Source organism: Streptococcus sanguinis (genome assembly GCF_020729725.1).
GTDB classification, from domain to species: Bacteria; Bacillota; Bacilli; order Lactobacillales; family Streptococcaceae; genus Streptococcus; species Streptococcus sanguinis_V.
In genome coordinates this window covers 857082-871448 of record NZ_JAJEPA010000005.1, presented here as the reverse complement: position 1 = coordinate 871448, position 14367 = coordinate 857082, and the positions used below count along the sequence as shown (strand labels likewise).

At 43.3% G+C, this 14367-nt stretch carries 12 protein-coding genes and 1 riboswitch; of the genes, 10 read left to right on the top strand and 2 right to left on the bottom strand.

Going from position 1 to position 14367, the window contains the following annotated elements:
- Positions 1–7: 7 nt before the first annotated feature.
- Positions 8–793 carry an ABC transporter ATP-binding protein gene (locus K4I03_RS04300; protein WP_227963844.1) on the bottom strand — a complete coding sequence of 262 codons (786 nt, stop codon included), beginning with the start codon at positions 791–793 and terminating at the stop codon, positions 8–10.
- Positions 794–1011: 218 nt separating this feature from the next.
- On the opposite strand from K4I03_RS04300, the gene K4I03_RS04295 reads away from it, so the two are divergent.
- Entirely contained in the window at positions 1012–1770 is a 759-nt protein-coding gene (locus K4I03_RS04295) for a CPBP family intramembrane glutamic endopeptidase (protein WP_227963843.1), read from the top strand.
- Positions 1771–1815: 45 nt separating this feature from the next.
- Here K4I03_RS04295 and K4I03_RS04290 read toward each other — a convergent pair whose 3' ends face one another.
- Positions 1816–3261: a UDP-N-acetylmuramoyl-L-alanyl-D-glutamate--L-lysine ligase gene (locus K4I03_RS04290; RefSeq protein WP_227963842.1), complete on the bottom strand. Its 1446-nt coding sequence runs from the start codon at positions 3259–3261 to the stop codon at positions 1816–1818.
- Positions 3262–3347: 86 nt separating this feature from the next.
- Between K4I03_RS04290 and K4I03_RS04285 the strand changes: the two genes are divergently transcribed.
- The 9 genes from K4I03_RS04285 to K4I03_RS04245 all read left to right on the top strand — a co-directional run bounded on the left by K4I03_RS04285 (position 3348) and on the right by K4I03_RS04245 (position 14315).
- On the top strand, positions 3348–4976 hold the full coding sequence (locus tag K4I03_RS04285; protein ID WP_011837320.1) for a putative polysaccharide biosynthesis protein: 1629 nt from the start codon (positions 3348–3350) through the stop codon (positions 4974–4976).
- 97 nt (positions 4977–5073) lie between these two features.
- Positions 5074–6231, top strand: a complete 1158-nt coding sequence (locus tag K4I03_RS04280; RefSeq protein ID WP_227963841.1) for a cystathionine gamma-synthase — start codon at positions 5074–5076, stop codon at positions 6229–6231.
- Positions 6224–7399, top strand: a complete 1176-nt coding sequence (locus tag K4I03_RS04275; RefSeq protein ID WP_227963840.1) for a MalY/PatB family protein — start codon at positions 6224–6226, stop codon at positions 7397–7399. The genes K4I03_RS04280 and K4I03_RS04275 overlap by 8 nt, the downstream gene beginning before the upstream one ends.
- A gap of 75 nt (positions 7400–7474) precedes the next feature.
- Positions 7475–7631: riboswitch (M-box (ykoK) riboswitch) on the top strand.
- A gap of 150 nt (positions 7632–7781) precedes the next feature.
- The gene (locus K4I03_RS04270; protein WP_227963839.1) at positions 7782–8393 is read left to right on the top strand and encodes a glutathione S-transferase family protein; all 612 of its coding nucleotides are present in this window, start codon (positions 7782–7784) and stop codon (positions 8391–8393) included.
- 157 nt (positions 8394–8550) lie between these two features.
- Positions 8551–11211, top strand: a complete 2661-nt coding sequence (gene mgtA / locus K4I03_RS04265; RefSeq protein WP_227963838.1) for a magnesium-translocating P-type ATPase — start codon at positions 8551–8553, stop codon at positions 11209–11211.
- Positions 11212–11308: 97 nt separating this feature from the next.
- On the top strand, positions 11309–11938 hold the full coding sequence (gene upp / locus K4I03_RS04260) for a uracil phosphoribosyltransferase (RefSeq protein ID WP_002918524.1): 630 nt from the start codon (positions 11309–11311) through the stop codon (positions 11936–11938).
- An 80-nt stretch (positions 11939–12018) separates the two neighbouring features.
- A complete protein-coding gene (locus K4I03_RS04255; protein WP_223313447.1) occupies positions 12019–12636 on the top strand; it encodes an ATP-dependent Clp protease proteolytic subunit in 618 nt (205 codons plus the stop codon).
- Between the two features lie 160 nt (positions 12637–12796).
- Positions 12797–13066 carry a YlbG family protein gene (locus K4I03_RS04250; protein WP_227963837.1) on the top strand — a complete coding sequence of 90 codons (270 nt, stop codon included), beginning with the start codon at positions 12797–12799 and terminating at the stop codon, positions 13064–13066.
- An 88-nt stretch (positions 13067–13154) separates the two neighbouring features.
- Complete coding sequence (locus K4I03_RS04245) at positions 13155–14315, top strand: ABC transporter substrate-binding protein (protein ID WP_227963836.1); 1161 nt, start codon at positions 13155–13157, stop codon at positions 14313–14315.
- Positions 14316–14367 lie beyond the last annotated feature (52 nt).

The window sequence follows — 14367 nt, the reverse complement described above, 5'->3', positions numbered from 1 at the left end:
ACATGACTTATTTAACGAGCTGATAGCTGAGGCAGAGCGGCTTATCCTGAATAGGATCCCGAATAATCTGGGCTTCAATCTGAAAAATGTCTCTCAGAATATCCGAAGTCATGACCTGCTCAACACTTCCTTGATACCGGATGTGCCCATTTTTCATAGCAATCAACTGATGGGAAAAGCGGGCAGCTAGGTTGATGTCATGCAGAACCATGATAATGGTTTTTCCGCTGAGTCGGTTGAGGTCATTCAGCAACTCCAGGATTTCCAGCTGGTGATTCATATCCAGATAGGTGGTCGGCTCGTCCAGAAAAATAGTCTCTGTATCTTGAGCTAAAGCCATAGCAATCCAGACGCGCTGACGCTGACCTCCAGACAAATCATCCACCTGCCAGTCCGAAAATTCGCTGACTTGAGTTGCGTCCATAGCCCAGCAGATTTTTTCCCGGTCTTCTGTACTGAGCCGCCCTAAGCCAGTTTGATGCGGAAAGCGGCCGTAAGAGACCAGATCATAGACAGTGATGCCATCGGTCGCCTCCATGGTTTGGGGCAGCAAGGCAATCTTTTGCGCCACCTCCTTGGTCGGCAGTAGGGCGATGGACTGTCCATCCAGGGTTATACTGCCGGCTTTTATCGGCAAAATGCGAGTAAAAGCCTTGAGAAGAGTGGATTTACCGCAGCCATTGCTACCGATAATAGTTGTAATCTTTCCCTCGGCTAGTTGGCAGTCCAGTCCGTCAATAATAACCTTTTGATCGTAGGCGACCTGGATACTTGCTGCAGAGATAGTGGACATAGACTTCCTTTCTGGCTGATTCTTCTATCAGAATTACGCCTTTTATTATACCATAAAAATTTTTCTAAAAAAAAGAGTTTTCTGACAATTTAATAAAAACAAAATAAAAAAGTTTTATAAAATTGCAAATAATAAAAATTTAAGCTTGTCATGCTAAGATAGAAATATAAAAAAGAACCTGCAATGATGACATGAATTTACAGGTGGTGAAAGGAAAGATGATGAAACGATTGACACACCTACGCCCCTCAAAGCCTTTGAAAGAGTTGAGGTGGTTTGATATTGCTGTGATTACTCTGCTCATGTTTGGGCAGTTTATTTACCGCTCAACGGAGCTTTATCTAGCTAGCTTTGCACCAGCTTCCAGTACAGGAGCGACTGAAACAGTGACCAATACAGCCACTGAAGGAGCGGCTTTTTCTAGCAATTTCAATTTTCAACTACTGATGCTGGTCTTGACCATTCTTTATCTATTGCTCCGGCGCTTTGACTTTAAGCAGCTTCCTATCCGTCTGAGCTGGTCGGTTCTCCTTTGGACTCCTCTTATTTTTGTAGTGGTAGGGTTCTTTGGTGACATTGTAACGACACTGAGCGGCGAGTATAATTACTTTGATCCAACTCTCTGGTCTTATGTAGATATTCTGGAAATCTTCCGGAAATTTGCTGAACTGACACCTATGGCCATTCTCTACGGACTTCTAAATGGCTTCTATGAGGAATTCTTCTTTCTGGGGCTTATGACCTCTGTTAAGGATAAGTATAAGTGGTGGGCTCTGGCCTACTCTACTATCATTCGGATTTCTTTCCACACCTATCAGGGTATGCTGTGGGCCTTGGTTATCGGAGTGGTGTATGGTCTCTTTTACTATTTCCTTTACAAGTACAAGGTCAAGAACCTCCTGCCTTTCTTTCTCATGCACGCCTTGGCGGATATGTTCGGCTCCAGCTTGATGTACGTTCTGATTAAATGGCGGTAATTTTTACAAAACGACAATAAAAAGGCGATATGCTCGCCTTTTTTCTTATAAATACTTTTCTGCAAGGGTATAGTCCCCTGGATAGGTTACTTTTTCTCCTTCTACGATTTGGTAAGCATCTGCTCCTTTACCGGCCAGAATGACAGCATCTCCCTCTCGTTCAGTCAGACTGAGAGCTTTTTTGATGGCTTCTTCTCGGTCGGCCATTTTGTCCACTGGATAGGAGATGTAGGACGCAATTTCCTCCGCAATGGCTAGAGGATCTTCATAGTTAGGGTCGTCCGCGGTTAAGATAACGGTCAGCTCAGGATGCTGATTGAGTAAGAGACCGAAGTCTTTGCGGCGGCTTTCACCTTTGTTGCCGGTAGCACCCAAGAGGAGAATAATCTTGCCCTTCTGGTGTTCCTCTACCACAGATAGTAGGTTGCTTAGGCTGACGCCATTGTGAGCGTAGTCAACGAAGACCTTGGCGCCATTTTTCTGAGTCAGAACTTCCATGCGGCCTGGGACTCGAGTTGCAGCAATTCCTTTTTTGATGTCTTCGAGGCTAGCACCCAGACGCAGACAGGCAAGACCAGCCGCTACTGCATTTTCCTGATTGAAGTGGCCAATAAGCTGGATATTGTAGTGGCCAGCTAACTTACCAGTCGCTTCAAAGCTGAAAGCCTGAGAATCCGTGATAGTGTTACTAGAGCCTGCTCCATAGAAATCGTGTTCCATAGAAGCGACTTGCTCTTTCATGATTTGGAAATGGTCCATGTCACTATTTACGATAACTGCTCGGCTATTATCCATCAAGAGCCGTTTATTGTAGAAATAATCCTCAAAAGTAGGATGCTCGATAGGGCCGATATGGTCGGGGCTGATATTGAGAAAGACACCCACATCAAAGGTCAGGCCATAGACCCTTTTCTTGAGATAAGCCTGACTGGAAACTTCCATGATGAGATGAGTCCGATCATTTTCAAGGGCGTGGGCCATCATTTTGATAAGATCCAGACTCTCTGGTGTGGTCAGAGTTGACTTGAAGAAAGTCTTGCCATCCAAAGTGGTGTTCATAGTCGAGAGCAGGGCAGGCCGATGACTTTGGGAGAGGATTTGATAGGCAAAATAAGCTGTAGTTGTCTTACCCTTGGTGCCAGTAAAGGCTAGCAGTTTGAGCTTTTTCTCCGGATGGCCGTAAAATTCCATGGCTAAGAGACTCATGGCCTGCTTGACATCGTTAACCAAGAGGACCGGAATACCCACTTGAAAGTCTGTCTCGCTGATATAAAAGCGCAGGCCAGAGGTGATGGCCTTTTCTAGAAATTCTTTCTTAAAAGCTTCGCCCTTGACAAAAAAGAGGGTAGAGGCATCCGCTTCCCTGCTGTCATAGCTGATACTATCGAAAGTCAAGCCGCTATAGGAGAAGAAGTATTCTCCGTCTTTAACAATATCACGAAAATTATGGTCTTCTTTTAAAATATCTAATACGGTTTCAATTTTAATCATAAATCTATTGTAAACCTTATGGCTGGGTTTTACAAGAGGCAAGGAAAAGTTTATAATAAAAGAAGAATAAATAGAAGAGGTTTTCTATGAGCCAAGAAACAACAAGCCAGCAGCAGCAGATGCTGCGGGGAACTGCCTGGCTAACTGCCAGCAATTTTATCAGTCGTCTTCTGGGTGCCATCTATATCATTCCTTGGTATATTTGGATGGGCAAGCACGGCGCCGAGGCCAACGGCCTTTTTACTATGGGCTACAATATTTATGCCTGGTTTTTACTGATTTCTACAGCTGGCGTGCCAGTGGCAGTGGCCAAGCAGGTAGCTAAGTACAATACCATTGACAAGGAAGAGCATAGCTTTACTCTCATTCGAGAGTTTCTCAAGTTTATGCTGCTTTTGGGAGCTGTCTTTGCAGTGATTATGTACCTGCTCTCACCAGTTTTCGCTTCTATGTCAGGCGGTGGTTCAGACTTGGTTCCAGTCATGCAGAGTCTGTCTCTGGCCGTTTTGATATTCCCATCGATGAGTGTTATCCGAGGTTTTTTCCAAGGTTTTAACAATCTCAAGCCTTATGCCATCAGTCAGATTGCGGAGCAGGTCATTCGGGTTATCTGGATGCTGCTGACAGCCTTTTTCATCATGAAAATCGGTTCTGGCAACTATGTAGAAGCGGTTACCCAGTCAACATTTGCAGCATTTATCGGTATGCTGGCTAGCATGGCTGTCTTAGCCTTCTATCTCTGGAAGACAGGGATGCTGATTTCCATCCTTCATAAGCCTGCCAATGCAGGGGAAATTAATGGCCGTGCCCTCCTCTGGGATACCATCCGAGAAGCTATTCCTTTCATTATCACAGGATCTGCCATTCAGCTTTTTCAGATTATTGACCAAGCTACCTTTATCCATGTCATGGGCTGGATTAGCAAGTACAGCAAATCCGAGCTGCTGGTTCAGTTTGCCTATTTCTCAGCCAATCCTAATAAAATTACCATGATTTTAATTGCAGTGGCTACTTCTATCGGCGGTGTCGGGATTCCTCTCTTGACTGAGAACTATGTCAAAGGTGATTTCCGATCGGCTGCACGCTTGGTGCAGGATAATCTTAGTATGCTGATTTTCTTTATCTTGCCAGCAACCATTGGTGCTGTTTTGGTAGCGGAACCTCTGTATACTGTTTTCTATGGCAAGCCAGATGGCTTAGCACTGGGACTTTTCATCTTTGCTATGCTGCAGACCATTATCCTCAGTCTATATACGGTGTTGGCTCCGATGATTCAGGCCCTCTTCCAAAATCGAAAAGCTATTATTTATTTCCTCTATGGAGTAGGAGTCAAGTTGGTGCTGCAAGTACCCTTGATTTATATTTTTAAAGCTTATGGTCCTCTTCTTGCGACGACAGTTGGCTTGATTATCCCAATCCTGCTCATGTATCAGGAAATTCGCAAGGTAACAGGTCTGAATCCTAAGAATCTCTTTAAACGGAGTCTCCTGTCAGTGATTTTGACGGTTCTGATGACCATCTTTGTCTTGGTGACAGAGCTTCTTATCGGTCTCTTCCTTCATCCAAGCGGTCGGATTTCCAGCTTTGTCTATATCGCTCTGATTGGCGGTATCGGCCTCGCTGTCTATGGCGGACTGGCGCTCAAAGTTCGCCTCATGGATCGCTTTATCGGTTCAAAAGCGGCTAGTCTGCGTCGACGCTTTCATATCTATTAAAAAGCCGCAGGGCTTTTTAATTTTTATCTTTACTATGTCTAAAACATTAACATTATAGTTTCAAACTATAGCTAGCTCTTGAAAAGAAAAAAGAAAAATGTTTTCAAAAGATGTTACAATAGAGGGTGAAATATTAGCGAAGGATTGGAAGGTTAATATGAGTAAAGACGTAAAATTAAATACACTATTGGCTCAGGCTGGGGTAAAAAAAGATGAAGCAACCGGTGCTTTGACAACACCCCTGCATTTTTCAACGACCTACCAGCACCCTGAGTTTGGCCAGTCAACAGGTTATGACTATACTCGAACCAAGAATCCAACAAGGGTTAGCTTGGAAGAGACTCTGGCTGCTATCGAAAGTGCAAATTATGCTCTAGCGACTAGCTCTGGTATGTCGGCTATTGTGCTGGCCTTTAGTGCCTTTCCGGTCGGCAGCAAGGTTTTGGCTGTTCGGGATCTCTATGGCGGATCTTTCCGTTGGTTTGCCCAAGCTGAAGCAGAAGGGCGTTTTGCCTTTAGCTATGCCAATACAGAAGAAGAACTTCTGAATAGTCTAACAGAGGATATAGATATTGTCTATATCGAGACACCGACCAATCCTCTTATGGTAGAGTTTGACATTGCCCGCATTTCCCAAGCGGCTCATGAGCGAGGAGCAGCTGTCATTGTGGACAATACCTTCTACAGTCCTATTTACCAAAGACCGCTGGAGGATGGAGCAGATATTGTTCTACACTCTGCGACCAAGTATCTGGGCGGGCACAATGATGTCTTGGCTGGAGCTATCATGACCAATGACACTGCTATTTATGACAAACTTTTCTATAATCTCAATACAACTGGACCAGTCTTGTCTCCTTTTGACAGCTATCTGCTTTTGCGCGGTCTCAAGACACTGGCTCTCCGTATGGAGCGCTCTACTCAGAATGCGCAAGAAGTGGTTGATTTTTTGAAGAAATCTCCTGCGGTAAAAGAGGTTCTCTATCCAGGTAAGGGTGGTATGATTTCCTTTAAAGTTGTGGATGAAGGGAAGATTCCTCATCTCTTAAATAGCCTGAAAGTCTTTACCTTTGCGGAAAGTTTAGGAGGAGTGGAGAGCTTGATTACCTATCCGACGACCCAGACTCACGCAGACATTCCGGTGGAAGTGCGTCATTCTTATGGCTTAACTGATGATTTGCTGCGCCTGTCGATTGGAATTGAGGATAGTCGAGATTTGGTAGACGATTTACGCGCAGCCTTGGAGAATGAATAATATGGGAAGATATAATTTTGAAAAAGCCCCCTGTCGTGTAGGACATCATACTTATAAATGGAAAGAAGTGGAGAAGGACAAGGAAGTCCTGCCAGCCTGGATTGCAGATATGGATTTTGAAGTTCTGCCTGAAATTCAGCAAGCTGTTCATGATTACGCTAATCAGTTAGTCTATGGCTATACCTATGCTAGTGAAGAGCTAATCAATGCTGTTCTAGATTGGGAGCGGGATGAGCACGACTATACCTTTGATCGGGAAGCCTTGGTATTTATAGAAGGAGTTGTCCCTGCTATTTCGACGGCTATCCAAGCCTTTACCAAGGAAGGGGATGCTGTTCTAATCAACACTCCCGTTTACCCACCTTTTGCCCGCAGTGTTAAGCTCAATAATCGTCAGCTTATTACCAATTCTTTGATAGAGCAGGATGGTCTCTTTCAGATTGACTTTGAGCAGCTAGAGCGTGACATTGCAGATAATGAAGTCAAGATTTATGTTCTTTGCAATCCGCACAATCCCGGAGGTCGAGTTTGGGAACGGGAAGTGTTAGAGAAAATTGGACGCCTCTGCCAAAAGTATGGAGTCCTCGTGGTTTCAGACGAAATCCACCAAGACTTGACGCTGTTTGGGAATGAGCACCAGTCTTTTAATACTGTCTCGCCTGACTTTAAGGACTTTAGCTTGATTTTAGCCAGTGCGACTAAGACCTTTAATATTGCTGGGACCAAAAATTCCTATGCTGTGATTGAGAATCCTAGCTTGCGGCATCAGTTTAAAAAACGCCAGCTGGCCAACAACCAGCATGAAATTCCTGGCCTTGGTTTTTTAGCGACAGAAGCAGCCTATCGTTACGGTTGGTCTTGGTTGATGGAACTAAAGGAAGTTCTTGAGAAGAATGTAAATTTTGTGGTTGATTATTTTGCCAAGGAAGCACCGCGCCTGCGGGTCATGAAGCCTCAAGGGACTTATCTGATTTGGCTGGACTTTTCAGATTATGGCCTGACAGATGACCAGCTCTTCCAGCTTCTGCGAGAAGAGGCTAAGGTTGTCCTGAATAGAGGAAGTGATTTTGGTAAAGAAGGCAAAGGCCATGCCCGCCTAAATGTTGCTGCTCCAGAGACGATGATTGAAGAAATCTGCTCCCGTATTGCAGAGGTATTGCCAAAATAAATCAAGAATTTTTTGAAATTTGTCTCAAGCGAGAAAAAATGATTGACAATCCTTTGAAAGAGGAGTATAGTAATAGTGGAAAATCGGTAGGTGAGGCTACCATAAGGATACGGATGACTACCGCAAAGCAGTGGAGACACTACTCGTTGGTTAACAGTCCTGATCGCCAAGGTCAAGACTAAGCTCATTTCATCGCCTTATGGAGTTAAAGCTTGAACGGTGAATGCTTGCTTTATCTGTGCTTAAAACAATGAAGCGAATAACCTGACATGCAAACAACCCTGCTGAGAAATTGGCAGGGTATTCTTTTTTGTTGAAAATATTTCAAGAGTGCAAATATTTGATTGGCCTGCCTCTTAAGGAAAAAGAAGGAGGAATAGTGATGAAATTTTGGTATTCTAGTACCAGTCCTTTTGCGCGTAAGGTATATGTTACAATTTTACACCATCATTTAGAGGAGCAAGTGGATATTCAGAAAGTTCAGGTGGCTTTTGATAGAAATTCACCGCACAATCAAGATAATCCTTTAGGTAGAATTCCTGCTTTTCAAGCTTCCAGTGGAGAATGGTTATATGGTAGTGATTTAATTTCTCAATATTTAGACGAACTAGGTCAGGAAATCTCACTTTTCCCCAATGGAATGGATAAATGGCATGTTTTAAATATACTGTCCATTGCTGAAGGAATTTTGGAAAATACAATGCCGATTGTTGCGGAAAAATTTTTCCATGAAAAAGAACATTGGTGGAAAGACAGACATCAGCAAATTGAAGAGAGAAATATACGGAGTTTGTCTTTGTTAGAGAAACTGGCTACTGAGCAAGGGCTCTCTTTAAATATTGCAACAATCCAAGTAGTTGCTCTTGTAGATTGGTGGAATTTACGTGAAGAAGTTATTGGATTATCTTTAAAAGAAAATTTTCCAGAATTGCAAGATTGGACACAGAAGATGAATGCCACTTTTGACGTCTTGCAGGCATCTTGGGACTTTTAATTGTTTTTATAAATTAAGAAAGGAGACACGCGATGCAAATTGACGATTATCCGGAACCGCACATACACAGCCAATCGCTGATTTGTGTCGTTCTGTCCTCATAAAGTGATTGGTCCCTGTGTATGAAATTTATCAATCATACATCAAGGAGAAACCAATGAAAACAGTAAAAGAAAGATTAGTTGCTGCTCTGCAGCTTCCTGTAAAAGAAACTCTGGCTTTTTACAAGAGTTCTTTTCGCGGCCTGACAGAAGAGCAGGTCGAAGAAAATCGTGACCTCTATGGTGAAAATATCATCACAAAGGGTCAGGAAGACTCTATTCTAAAGAAAATTTACGAGTCTATCATTAACCCCTTTACAGTCATCCTATTGGTGATTGCTCTCGTGTCTTTAGTGACCAATGTTTGGCTGGCTAAGCCTGGTGAGGAAGATCCGACAACTTCTATCATTATTGTCGTTCTGGTCTTGATTTCTGGAGGCATTCGTTTTGTTCAGGAATTGCGGAGCGACCGCGCTGCTAGTAATTTGTCTCGGCTGATTGTCAACACAGCTACGGTTATCCGTGAAGGAGCAGAGCAGGAACTTCCGATTGATGAGCTTGTTGTAGGAGACATCATCAAGCTTAGTGCCGGAGACATGATTCCTGCAGATGTCTTGCTGCTGGACTCGCGTGATTTCTTTGTTCAGCAGTCTGGTCTGACAGGGGAAAGCGATGCAGTAGAAAAGGTGTGCCTAGCCAAGTCAGATGAACAAAAACTTGATAGCCTTTTAGAAACAGAGTCACTGGCCTTTATGGGAACAAACGTTATTTCCGGAAGAGCTACAGCTCTGGTGCTGGTGGTTGGCGATGAGACCATGATGGGAGCCATTGAGCAGACGCTTAACACCTATGATGAGCCGACCTCTTTTGAGCGCGAGATGAATAGCATTTCCTGGCTCTTGATTCGTCTGATGCTCGTCATGGTTCCGGTCGTGTTCTTCATAAACGGTCTGACAGACGGCGACTGGCTGGAAGCAGGTGTCTTTGCCCTCAGTGTTGGGGTCGGCCTGACTCCAGAAATGCTGCCTATGATTATCACAGCGAGCCTGGCTAAAGGTTCTATTATCATGGCTCAGGAAAAGGTCGTGATTAAGAAGCTGAATGCCATCCAAGACCTAGGAGCTATTGATATCCTTTGTACGGATAAGACGGGCACACTGACCCAAGACGAGATTGTGTTAGAATACCCGCTGGATATTCATGGAGATTTGGACTTAGCAGTGCTCCGTCGTGCTTTTCTCAATTCCTACTATCAAACTGGTCTCAAAAATCTTATGGACCGGGCCATTATCAATCGGACGGAGAAAGAAGCAGAAAAGCATGAGATTGTCCGTAATCTAGACCAAACCTTTAAGAAAATTGATGAACTGCCCTTTGATTTCGAGCGTCGTCGTATGAGTGTCATCGTCAAGGATGATGAGGATGTTATCAGCATGGTGACCAAGGGGGCCTTGGAGGAAATGCTGGCTATCTCTAGCCATGTAGAATACAAGAAACGCATTACGGAATTGACTGAGGAGATTCGTCAGGAAATCCTTGCGGAAGTGGCTCAACTCAATGAGCAAGGGCTGCGCGTGCTTGGTGTTAGCTACAAGTCAGACTTAGAAGAAGATTACGACTATGAAGTCAAGGATGAATCTAACATGATTTTGACGGGCTATCTGGCCTTTCTAGATCCACCTAAGTCATCTGCGACTCCAGCTATTGAAATCTTGGCTGAGTACGGCGTTGCTACTAAGATTTTGACCGGTGATAATGATAAGGTGACCCAGGCAGTTTGTGAAAAGGTTGGGTTAGATGTAGATAATATCTTACTAGGTGTAGAGGTGGATGCCTTATCTGATGAAGAATTGAGTCAGGCAGTGGAGCATACAACGGTTTTTGCCAAGCTCTCACCTGACCAAAAAGCTCGGATCATTCTCCAACTCAAGGCTAATGGCCACAAGGTTGGCTACATGGGTGATGGTATCAATGATGCACCTTCTATGAAGGTAGCAGATGTGGGTATTTCTGTTGATACAGCTGTCGATATTGCCAAGGAAACAGCAGATGTCGTTCTGCTGGACAAGGACCTTATGGTTCTGGAGAAAGGGCTGGTAGAAGGGCGCAAGGTCTATGCCAACATGACCAAGTACATTAAGATGACGGTCAGTTCCAATTTTGGGAATATCTTTTCTCTCCTCTTTGCCAGTATCTTTTTGCCATTTCTTCCTATGGCACCAGTTCATCTGATTGTCCTCAATCTAGTTTATGACTTGTCTTGTATAGCTCTGCCCTTCGATAACGTTGACAGTGAATTTCTCAAGAAACCACGGATTTGGTCTGCTAACTCTATTACCCGCTTTATGGCTTGGATTGGTCCTATCTCATCCATTTTTGATGTTTTGACCTATTTGTTGCTCTACTTTATTATCGTACCTATGATAACAGGTGGCAACTATCAAGCTGGTAGTGGGCAAGCAGAAACCTTTATCACTCTTTTTCAAACAGGCTGGTTCGTTGAGTCCATATGGACCCAGACCATGGTTATCTACATGCTGCGCTCACCTAAGCTGCCATTTGTGCAAAGCCGTCCTGCTTTGTCTGTTATTGTGACGACCATGGCAGCAGCCCTCTTTGTTACTTCCCTGCCATACAGCCTCTTTGCGTCAGTTCTGAAGACAGCTCCGCTAAATGGCACTTATTTCCTTTTCCTCCTCTTGATTATTGCGCTTTATATGGTTAGTGTAACCCTTGTTAAACACCTTTATATCAAGCGCTATAGAGAATGGCTATAAGGTGAAGAAAATCTTTGAAAAGGCTTGCTTATAGCAAGCCTTTTCACTCTTTTTTTGATATAATAAGAAGAATAAATTGAAAGAAGGAAATCCAATCATGGGAAAACTTGAAGTTATCGCTCATCCACTAATTCAGCATAAATTGTCTATCTTGCGTCGTACAGATACCTCTACCAAGGCTTTTCGTGAATTAGTTGATGAAATCGCAATGCTCATGGGTTATGAAGTTTTGCGCGATTTACCACTTGAAGATGTAGAAATTGAAACACCAATTACGAAAACAGTCCAAAAGCAGATTGCAGGAAAAAAATTAGCTATTGTACCCATCCTGCGGGCTGGTATTGGCATGGTGGATGGACTTCTGAGCTTGGTTCCAGCAGCTAAAGTTGGGCATATCGGAATGTACCGTGATGAAGAAACTTTGAAGCCGGTTGAGTATCTGGTCAAGTTGCCAGAAGATATTGACCAACGTCAGATTTTCGTTGTAGATCCAATGTTGGCTACGGGTGGTTCTGCGATCTTGGCGGTGGATTCTCTGAAGAAACGTGGTGCTAGCCACATTACTTTTGTATGTTTAGTTTCTGCGCCAGAAGGAGTAAAAGCCTTGCAGGGAGCTCATCCAGATGTTGATATTTTCACAGCCGCTCTGGATGACCACCTCAATGACCATGGTTATATCGTACCAGGACTGGGAGATGCAGGAGATCGTCTTTTCGGAACTAAGTAAAAGTTTATATTTGACCTTTTTTGACCAAAAGGATATAATAGTTCCGTAATTTGAAATTCTATTCCCTAGTTTGATAGAAAATTTTAAAAAGAGAAAGAGAGAAAACTATGATTCCTGTAGTTATTGAACAAACCAGCCGAGGGGAGCGCTCCTATGATATTTACTCTCGGCTATTAAAAGACCGCATTATCATGCTGACTGGCCCAGTAGAGGATAATATGGCTAATTCAGTCATTGCCCAGCTCCTTTTCTTGGACGCTCAAGACAATACTAAAGATATTTACCTCTATGTAAATACGCCGGGGGGATCTGTCTCAGCAGGTCTGGCCATTGTGGACACTATGAACTTTATCAAGTCTGATGTTCAGACCATTGTTATGGGTGTAGCTGCCAGCATGGGGACGGTCATTGCTTCCAGCGGTGCCAAAGGCAAACGCTTCATGTTGCCAAATGCAGAATATCTGATCCACCAGCCAATGGGCGGAGCTGGAAGTGGTACTCAGCAAACGGATATGGCCATTGTAGCTGAGCACTTGCTTAGAACCCGTAATACCTTGGAAAAAATCTTGGCTGAAAACTCTGGCAAGTCCGTTGAGCAAATCCACAAGGATGCAGAACGCGACTACTGGATGAGTGCTCAGGAAACATTGGAATACGGCTTTATTGACGAAATCATGGAAAATAGCAATTTAAGCTAACATAGGAGGAGCCAAAAGAGGCTCCTTTTTTGCTGTTTTGAATCTGATAAGTTAGCAAGTTCAGGTGTTTTAAGCAGACCATAAAGCTTTTCAGGGCTAGTTTTTTTGCCCTATCTTTGCTATAATCATCTAAGAACTACATGGACCGGAAAGGAGTTTTATGATAGAGAGAGAAGAAAGAGTGGGCTTGATTGTCTATCTTTACTATAATCGAGATGCCAAAAAACTAGCTAACTTCGGTGATATCATTTATCATTCTAAGAAGCATCGCTATCTGCATCTCTATGTCAAGCAAGAAGAAGCCCAGAACTTACAGGAGAATCTGCCCAAGGAGCGCTATGTTAAGAAAGTTCGGATTTCTCATATAAAAGAACTAGATCAAAACTTTGTTGGAAGCCTGTATAGAGAGCAAGAAAACGTTATCATTTGATAAAATTTCTATAAAGGGTTGACAATTGTCAGATAATTCGATATATTCTTACTATATCATCAATCAAATCACTTAAGGAGATTTCCTAATGAAGAAAAAATTTGCACTATCCCTAGTAGCTTTTGCTAGTGCGGCCCTTCTCGCAGCTTGTGGAGAAGTATCCAATAACAACTCAACAGTAACAGGTACAGAAATTGGCGATACGATTAAATTTGGTTTTAACTTTGAAGAATCAGGTGAAGTAGCAGCCTACGGTACAGCTGAACAACATGGTGCTCAGTTGGCCGTTGATGAAATCAACGCTGCTGGTGGCGTAGATGGCAAGAAGATTGAAGTTACTGATAAGGATAACAAATCAGAAACAGCTGAAGCATCTACCATCACTACTAGCTTGGTTACCCAAAGCAAGGTAAATGCAATCATTGGCCCTGCGACTTCTGGAGCTACAGCTTCAGCTACTGCAAATGCTGCTAAAGCAGGTGTGCCACTCATTACACCAAGTGCGACACAGGATGACCTGACCAACAAGCAAGATTATCTTTACCGTGCAACCTTCATTGATAGCTACCAAGGTAAAATCATTTCTAAGTATGTTACTGATAACTTGAAAGCTAAGAAAGTCGTTCTTTACTACGACCAATCTAGTGACTACGCTAAAGGAATGGCAGATGCTTTCAAGAAGGAATTCAAGGGTGAGATTGTAGCAACAGAAACTTTCCAATCCAAGGATACAGACTTCCAAGCTGCTTTGACAAAGATTAAGGGCAAAGAATTTGATGCTCTGGTTGTTCCAGGTTACTATACAGAAGCTGGTAAAATTGTCAATCAAGCGCGTGGTTTGGGTATCGACCAAACAATCGTTGGTCCTGATGGCTTTGGTGATGCTAAGTTCGTTGAGCAAGCAACTCCTGCTGCGGCTACAAATGTTTACTATGTATCTGGCTTTACAACTTCTGGTGAAATGTCAGAAAAAGCTAAGAAGTTTATTGAAGCATACAAAGCTAAGTACAAAGAAGAGCCTTCTATGTTTGCAGCTCTGGCATATGACTCTGTTTATATGGCAGCAGAAGCAGCCAAAGGTGCTAAAACTTCTGTAGATATCAAAGACAACTTGGCTAAGCTTAAAGATTTCGATGGAGTGACTGGTTCAATCACTATTGATAAAGACCACAATCCAGTGAAAACAGCTCTGATGATTGGCTTGAAAGACGGTCAAGTAGATACTGTAGAAACAGTTAAAGCTGAATAATAGTTACGAGGCTGGGGCTATCCCAGTCTTTGACTTGTTTTCTATTTCTAGT